This window comes from Rhizobacter sp. P2_H2, assembly GCF_056403375.1.
Genome location: NZ_JBFUFP010000238.1, coordinates 1 through 6366 on the forward strand (window position 1 = coordinate 1; position 6366 = coordinate 6366).

11 protein-coding genes and 1 tRNA gene are annotated in these 6366 nt (G+C 67.8%); 6 read left to right on the forward strand and 6 right to left on the reverse strand.

Translation table 11 applies throughout. The features are described from left to right. The coding region (locus AC1D15_RS14340; protein ID WP_477826522.1) for a flagellar basal body L-ring protein FlgH at nt 1–130 on the forward strand (130 nt) is incomplete at its 5' end. Further along, nucleotides 130–891 (forward strand): Crp/Fnr family transcriptional regulator, encoded by a 762-nt coding sequence (locus AC1D15_RS14345; protein WP_047503095.1) that lies wholly within the window; start codon nt 130–132, stop codon nt 889–891. The genes AC1D15_RS14340 and AC1D15_RS14345, both read left to right, overlap by 1 nt. Before the next feature lie 31 nt (nt 892–922). On the opposite strand, the gene AC1D15_RS14350 is transcribed toward AC1D15_RS14345, so the two are convergent. Next, nucleotides 923–1279: a hypothetical protein gene (locus tag AC1D15_RS14350; RefSeq protein WP_477826515.1), complete on the reverse strand. Its 357-nt coding sequence runs from the start codon at nt 1277–1279 to the stop codon at nt 923–925. 361 nt (nt 1280–1640) lie between these two features. Here AC1D15_RS14350 and AC1D15_RS14355 point away from each other — a divergent pair, with 361 nt between their 5' ends. Then, entirely contained in the window at nt 1641–2753 is a 1113-nt protein-coding gene (locus tag AC1D15_RS14355; protein WP_465113800.1) for an ABC transporter substrate-binding protein, read from the forward strand. Nucleotides 2754–2763: 10 nt separating this feature from the next. Here the strand turns inward: AC1D15_RS14355 and AC1D15_RS14360 are convergent, their stop codons facing one another. The 4 genes from AC1D15_RS14360 to AC1D15_RS14375 form a co-directional block, all read right to left on the reverse strand. Beyond that, entirely contained in the window at nt 2764–3213 is a 450-nt protein-coding gene (locus tag AC1D15_RS14360) for a GNAT family N-acetyltransferase (protein ID WP_477826516.1), read from the reverse strand. 76 nt (nt 3214–3289) lie between these two features. Then, nucleotides 3290–3880, reverse strand: a complete 591-nt coding sequence (locus AC1D15_RS14365) for a hypothetical protein (protein WP_477826517.1) — start codon at nt 3878–3880, stop codon at nt 3290–3292. Nucleotides 3881–3981: 101 nt separating this feature from the next. Continuing rightward, a tRNA-Arg gene (locus AC1D15_RS14370) sits at nt 3982–4056 on the reverse strand. A 31-nt stretch (nt 4057–4087) separates the two neighbouring features. Then, entirely contained in the window at nt 4088–4333 is a 246-nt protein-coding gene (locus tag AC1D15_RS14375) for a hypothetical protein (RefSeq protein WP_477826518.1), read from the reverse strand. 77 nt (nt 4334–4410) lie between these two features. Here AC1D15_RS14375 and AC1D15_RS14380 point away from each other — a divergent pair, with 77 nt between their 5' ends. Beyond that, nucleotides 4411–4806, forward strand: coding sequence for a GFA family protein (locus AC1D15_RS14380; RefSeq protein ID WP_477826523.1), 396 nt, complete (start codon nt 4411–4413; stop codon nt 4804–4806). Between the two features lie 5 nt (nt 4807–4811). Further along, on the forward strand, nt 4812–5189 hold the full coding sequence (locus tag AC1D15_RS14385) for a VOC family protein (protein WP_477826519.1): 378 nt from the start codon (nt 4812–4814) through the stop codon (nt 5187–5189). A gap of 2 nt (nt 5190–5191) precedes the next feature. Here the strand turns inward: AC1D15_RS14385 and AC1D15_RS14390 are convergent, their stop codons facing one another. Continuing rightward, nucleotides 5192–5818, reverse strand: a complete 627-nt coding sequence (locus AC1D15_RS14390) for a hypothetical protein (protein ID WP_477826520.1) — start codon at nt 5816–5818, stop codon at nt 5192–5194. Between the two features lie 288 nt (nt 5819–6106). On the opposite strand from AC1D15_RS14390, the gene AC1D15_RS14395 reads away from it, so the two are divergent. Next, nucleotides 6107–6366 (forward strand): fascin domain-containing protein (locus tag AC1D15_RS14395; RefSeq protein WP_477826521.1); only part of this gene is annotated, 260 nt, incomplete at its 3' end.

A 6366-nucleotide genomic window follows, 5' to 3' on the forward strand; every position in this document is an offset into this window, starting at 1 on the left:
GGGCAACGTCGTCAACTCGCGCGACGTGGCCAATGCCTCGCTGGAAAGCGCCGGCAGCGGCGATGTGTCGGAAGCGGCCTCGCGCAGCTGGCTGCAGCGGGTGATGGCCAAGACGCTGGCGGTGTGGTGATGCAGCAGCACTGGATCGACGAGGCGGTGGAGCAGGTGTTCCGGCGCGGCCAGGCCATCGTGCGGGTCGGCGGCGAGCTGCACGACTGGATGGCGATCCGCCAGGGCGCGGTCAGCCTGCACATCCGCGTGGCCGCGGGCACCGAGGTGGGCGTGGCGGTGCTGTGGGGCGGCGACGTGATCGGCTGGGGCTCGCCGCTCGGGCAGGAGCGCGCGCTGTATGACGTGACGGCGCTGATCGATGTCGTGGCCGTCAAGGTGCCGGCATCGACGGTGCGGGCGGCACGCGATGCCGGCCGCAGTGGCGATGGCGGGCCGGGCGACGACATCGGCCGGCTGCATTCGGCAACGGCGCTGCGCATGCAGGAGCAACTGGCGCTGCGGCTCGCGGGCGGCGGTTTCCAGCGGCTGGTGAACGTGCTCGCGACCTTCGCGGCGGCGTTCGCGACGACGCAGTCGGGCGCGCGCGGGCCGCACATCGCGCTGCCGGTGTCGCAGGCCTTCATGGGGCAGCTGGCCGGCCTGTCGCGGCGGCAGACCTGGATCTACCTGGGCCAGCTGGCCGACGCGGGCTGGGTGCGCACCGAACGCTCGCAGGTGATGCTGGAGGTGCCGGCGGCCTGGCTGCAGCTGCCGGCCTACGTCGAGCGCGAGGGGCTGGAGTGCATCGCGACGGCCGGCGAGTGCAGCGCCACGCTCGGGCTGCTGTGCCTGGCGGCGGCGTCGGGGCGGCCGGGCGCAGGCGTGGTGTCGACGCGCTGAGCTCGGGTCCTTTCTTGCGTCCTTTCTTGCGTCACTTTGCGGCCTCGATCGCCGCCACCGTGATCGCCCCGTCCACCCGCTCGGCGCGGAACCGCAGCTTGTCGCCCTCGCGCAGGGTGTCCAGCATCTTCGGGTCGGCCAGCCGGCCGAGCATGCCGGCCTCGAAGTGCCCGGGCTGCAGGCAGGCGAAGCGGAACTCGCCGGGCTGCGTGAACTGCCAGACGATCTGGCCGTCGGCGCCCGGCTTCACATGCGCCATGTTCGGGCTGGCATGTTCCATCTCCGGAAACTTCTGCATCAGCGCCGCATGCGCCTGCAGCTCCGCCGGCGTGCCGAGCACCATCTCGTGCAGCTCCATGGTCGGTGCCGCGCTGGGCATCGGGGTCATCGAGCAGAACGCGATGCAGAGGTTGCAGCCGGTGTCGTGGGAGGACGGCGTGGAGGTGGGCTCCGCCTGCGCGTGATGCGAAGCGTGGGAATGTCAAGCGGGGTGGCAAAGGCCTGTCTGGTGCGGCGCTGCTGGCGGGCTCATTGCACGTGATGGCCGCGAACGCAACAAAACGTGTCCGGCATCGAGCACCGCACTGTGGCGCGCAGTTGACAGTTGCCCACCTCTGCGCCACCGAGGCCCGCTTCCGAAAATCGTGACTTCTTGCCGTCGAATTCGCAGATCCGTCAACCGGAGTCGTGACATCGATCACTAGACTTGTACGACAAGTGGAAGCTTCCACACCTACAAGGGAATTCGAATGCACGCATGGAAGAGTCTGCTGGCGCTCGTCGCCAGCGTGGTGGCGCTTGCGCCGGCCCAAGGCCAGATCCGCATCGGCCAGACCGCCGGCTTCACCGGCCCGGTCGCAGCCGGTGTGCGCGACATGACGGCCGGCGCCGCCCTCTACTTCGACACGATCAATGCCCGTGGCGGCATCGACGGCCAGCGCCTCGAGCTGGTGTCGCTCGACGACCAGTTCCAGCCGCCGCTCGCCGCGAAGAACGCGAAGACGCTGGCGGCCGATCCGAAGGTGGTTGCGCTGTTCCTCAGCCGCGGCACGCCGCAGACCCAGGCGATGCTGCCGGTGCTGGAGCAGTCGAAGATCGCGCTGGTCGCGCCGCTCACCGGCGCCGCGGTGCTGCGCAAGCCGGTGCAGCCCTATGTGTTCAACGTGCGCGCGTCGTCGTCGCGCGAGGCCCAGCGTGCGATCGAGCACCTGATGGGGGTGGGTGTGAACCGCATCGCCGTCGTGGTCCCGGAGGACTCGTCGGGGCTCGACGCGATGGCCGGGGCCCGCGCCGGCTTTGAGGCCGGTCACATCACGCCGGTGTTCGCCGGCCAGTTCAACCAGCAGAAGCCCGAGTTCGGACCGACGGTCGAGGCCCTGCAGAAGGCACAGCCGCAGGCGATCCTGTTCGTCGGCTCGGCGCAGGCCGTGGCCGGCGGCACCGCGCAGATCCGCGCGGCGGGCCTGCAGGCGCAGATCGTCACGCTGTCGAACAACGCCTCGAAGGGCTTCATCGACCTGATGAAGTCCAACGCGCACGGCACGATCATCGCGCAGGTGTTTCCGAACGAGCGGGCGATCTCGTCGCCGCTGATCAAGGAGGTGCTGGAGTTCGCGAAGGCGGCGCACGTCGAGGACATCACGCCGGCGCTCGTCGAGGGCTTCGCCGACGCGAAGGTGCTGGTCGAGGCGATCCGCCGCGCCGGCCGCGCGCCGAACCGCAACTCGGTGCTGGCCGCGCTCAACGGCATGTCGGCCTACGACCTCGGCGGCCTGCGCATCAACTACAGCCCGAGCGACCACACCGGGCTCGATTTCGTCGATCTGTCGATCGTCGATGCGAGCGGGCGGCTGCGCCGCTGACGCAGCCGGCTCAGCGTCGCAGGATCATCTCGTTGTCGTACGGGACGAAGCCGAGCGCGCGGTAGATCGGCGCACCGTCACTCGACGCAGCCAGGTTGAACACGCGGATGCCTCGCGCATCGCACGAGTCCATCACCCGGTCGAGCAAGGCGCGGGCAAGGCCCTGGCGGCGATGCGCCGCCTCGGTGAATACGTTGACGATGCGCGCCCGGGTGCCGCCGGGCTCGCCGCGTATCGGCCCCCAATCGAGCAACACGGCGCCGGCCCCGGCGATCGGCTGGCCGGCCAGCTCGGCGACGAAGCCGACGTAGGTGCCGCGCTCGATACGCGGCCCGATCCAGTCGGCATAGGCGTCGATGTCGGATTGCGGCTCGCCACGGTAGTAGCGGTGCGCGGCGATCGTCGGTGCGTCACCGACGCGGGCTTCACGGAGGGTCCAGGGCTCGTCGGATGCCGTCATGGCGTTCTTGGTTTCGGCGGGGCAGGGCGTCCGGCGATTGGACCATGGCACCCCATCAGCGCCCGCGCCCCCTGCATCATTCTTCGTCGACGTCGTCCTGTGCCGCCGGGCGGACGACCTTGATGCGGTCGACCTCGAACGCGACGAGGCCTCCATCTCCTGATCCATCCACCATGCCGAATCCGTACTTCTGGAGGTCGAACCGCTTCACGAGGATGCGCTTGGGCAGCTGGCTGCCGTGGAGCGCTCGGGTGTTGCCGGGGCCGCTGTAGAGCTCGAATCCGAAGGATCCCTGCTCGAACCGCGTGCCGTCCAAGGTCATCCCCTCTCCGATGACACTGATCGTGTCTTCGACATTGCTGTTGGAGTTGTTCGAGATGAAGATCTTGACGGTTTCGGATTCGAAGGTGTGGCCGTTGACGTGCATGCGCATGGACTGGGGAATTCCGTCGTACGTGGCACTGCTGGTTTCGCTGGGCTTCGGGGGGGGATCGATGTAGATGGAATCGGTGTCATAGGCAAACGTTCCAGTCACCTTCGCGCCGGTCAGTGCGAGGGGCAGGCTCTGGGTCACGGTACCGGTGAACTTGAACGTGATGACCTCGGCGTGCGCGGCCGCTGCGAGGGACAGGACCGCCAGTGCGGCGAGTTTTGCTTTCAAAGTCATTGAGACTCCTCCTTGATCGGAGGGCCAGCTTAGGGCCGGTGCCAGGGTTCTGAAACCCTCTCAAGGGGGATGGAGGAAGGCGGGCCCGCCTTGCTCTGCGCTGGTCCCGCCGACAGGAATCGAACCTGTATTTGCCGCTTAGGAGGCGGCCGTTCTATCCATTGAACTACGGCGAGCGAGGCTGCGGATTCTAGCGGCGGGAGTGCGTCACGACGGCTGCCCTTCGTACCGACCGGCGTTGCAGAAGATGCGGCGGCGCTTGCGCGCTGTCGGCGCGGGATGCGGCGGCGGCCGGCGCGCGAGGATCACTCGAAGTCGGATGCCCCACAACGGGCGACCTGCAGCGGTGATCGCAGCGAGCACGAAGAAGGCGAGAAAGCCGTTGATCACCAGTCCGCAGATCCAGTCAAAGGTGTCGAACGGAAGATTCAGAGGTGTCATGTCGGCGGCCATGATGCCTGCATCCGGGTCGTTGCATACTCCGCGCTGGCTTGGCGAATGAGGCGGCCCGACGCGGCGCCGTTGAAGCAATGACGACCCGAACTGCCAGTTGCTCCTGCGGACAGCTCACGGCCATCACGTCGGCCGAGCCCGTTCGCGTCTCCGTGTGCCACTGCCTGGCCTGCCAGCGCAGGACGGGCAGCGTGTTCGCCGCACAGGCGCGATTCCCCGCCGAGTCGGTGGCCCTGGCCGGCGCTTCGAGCACCTTCGACCGGGTCGGCGATGGCGGAAGCCGCGCCACCTTCCACTTCTGCGCCACCTGCGGCGCCACGGTGTACTACACCATCGAGGGGCGCGAAGACAGCATCATCATTCCCGTCGGCGCGTTCGCCGACCCCTCCTTTCCCGGCCCCACGTTCTCGGTGTACGAAGAACGCATGCACCGCTGGGTCGCGATGCCCGCAGACATCGAGCACATGGACTGACCCGCATGTTCGACCACGTCAAATTCGGCGCCAGCGATTACGCGGCCAGCAAGGCGTTCTTCCTCCAGGCGCTCGAACCGCTCGGCGTCGCCCTCGTCTCGGAGGGCACGCCCGCGTACGGTGTCGAGCTGAGCCGCCCGGACGGCACCTGCTCGCTGTGCATCTTCCAGACCGACGAGAAGCCGGCCCATCTTCACCTGGCCTTCACGGCCAAGACGCGCGGGCAGGTCGATGCCTTCCATCGCGCGGCCCTGGCGGCCGGCGGCAAGGACCATGGTGCGCCGGGCCTGCGCCCGCACTACCACGCCACCTACTACGCCGCCTTCGTCATCGGCCCGGACGGGCACAACATCGAAGCGGTGTGCCACGCACCCGAGGCCTGACGTCAACGAACGGGGCTGCCTGACTCGCGCGCGATGGGTGTCAACACGAGCTTGCCCGTCGGCGCCGGCTCGTACACCGCGGTCTTCCCACGGTGGGGGACGACGATCGGGATGTTCCCTTGCATCATGAAGATCGTGCTGGTGCCCGGGTGGTCGACCGAGACGGCCTCCGATGCCGGGGCACTCAGGACGACCATGAAGGCGGCGTCTTCCGGCACCAGCACTGTCCCTTCCATGTGGCCGAACCGGATGATGCCGGGAGGCTCGTACCGCAGGGCCGGCGTCGCCAGTGCCAGCGGCTCATGCTTCCTGCCGAGGAACAGGAACGCCGGCGCCAGGAATTGAAGATCGCGGTAGCCGTTCAGGTCGCTCTCGATGTCGATGGAGCGCACGTTGCTTCCGCTGACGATGAACGGCGCGAAGTAGCTCTTTCGTCCGTCGAACTCGTAGACCGGGGCATAGGCCGGGAACAGGGGAACGTCGACGCCTTTGGCGGGCAGGGGGACGAACTTGAACTCCGACATGGCCGTGCAGCAGCTGCGCTGGCCGGCCAGGTCGGCCGACTGCTCGGCCACGCTGGCGCAGCCGGCCAGCGCGAACGCCGTCACGATGATCGCTGTCAATCTCACGCTTTCCTCCTCGATCGTTGTTGGAATCCGGGCGCATTGTCGCCAACGCGGATGCACTTTGAAACAGTGAAAGTCCGGACTTACCCTCAGGCGCCGCCCCGCCAGGAATGATCAAATCGCCGCGCTGGCTGGAAGCGGTTCCACTTTGCGCAGACGAGTCTTGCAAAGAGACACAGGAAAAGGCCGGCCGGGCTCATAGATTGGGATGCCTTGCCACAGGTGCGGCCTCGCGACGAGGCCGAGGGACGCCTGGGGAAGCCAACAAGAAACCTTCAAGGAGAGAGCAACATGCAGTGGAGTACCCGACAGGCCGTTGCGATGGCCGCGATGCTGGGCGCATTCGCCGCCTCGGCAGACGCGTCAACGCTTCGTGCCGTGGCCAACAACAACTTCGTCAGCGCGACCGCGACGGGAACCTCGTTCCTGAACGCCACCGCGCCGGTCGCCAGCACCTGGGAAGACTTCGAGGTCATCCGCAACGGCAATGGCACCGTCTCGTTCCGCGCGACCATCAGCGGCAACATCGTCTCGGCCGACCAGGGCCTGGG

Bases quoted from the DNA above. Each gene is read 5' to 3' on its own strand.
- AC1D15_RS14360 (WP_477826516.1), bottom strand. From the start codon at position 3,213: ATGACGGCATCCGACGAGCCCTGGACCCTCCGTGAAGCCCGCGTCGGT.
- AC1D15_RS14365 (WP_477826517.1), bottom strand. From the start codon at position 3,880: ATGACTTTGAAAGCAAAACTCGCCGCACTGGCGGTCCTGTCCCTCGCA.
- AC1D15_RS14385 (WP_477826519.1), top strand. From the start codon at position 4,812: ATGTTCGACCACGTCAAATTCGGCGCCAGCGATTACGCGGCCAGCAAG.
- AC1D15_RS14345 (WP_047503095.1), top strand. From the start codon at position 130: ATGCAGCAGCACTGGATCGACGAGGCGGTGGAGCAGGTGTTCCGGCGC.
- AC1D15_RS14350 (WP_477826515.1), bottom strand. From the start codon at position 1,279: ATGACCCCGATGCCCAGCGCGGCACCGACCATGGAGCTGCACGAGATG.
- AC1D15_RS14380 (WP_477826523.1), top strand. From the start codon at position 4,411: ATGACGACCCGAACTGCCAGTTGCTCCTGCGGACAGCTCACGGCCATC.
- AC1D15_RS14355 (WP_465113800.1), top strand. From the start codon at position 1,641: ATGCACGCATGGAAGAGTCTGCTGGCGCTCGTCGCCAGCGTGGTGGCG.
- AC1D15_RS14375 (WP_477826518.1), bottom strand. From the start codon at position 4,333: ATGGCCGCCGACATGACACCTCTGAATCTTCCGTTCGACACCTTTGAC.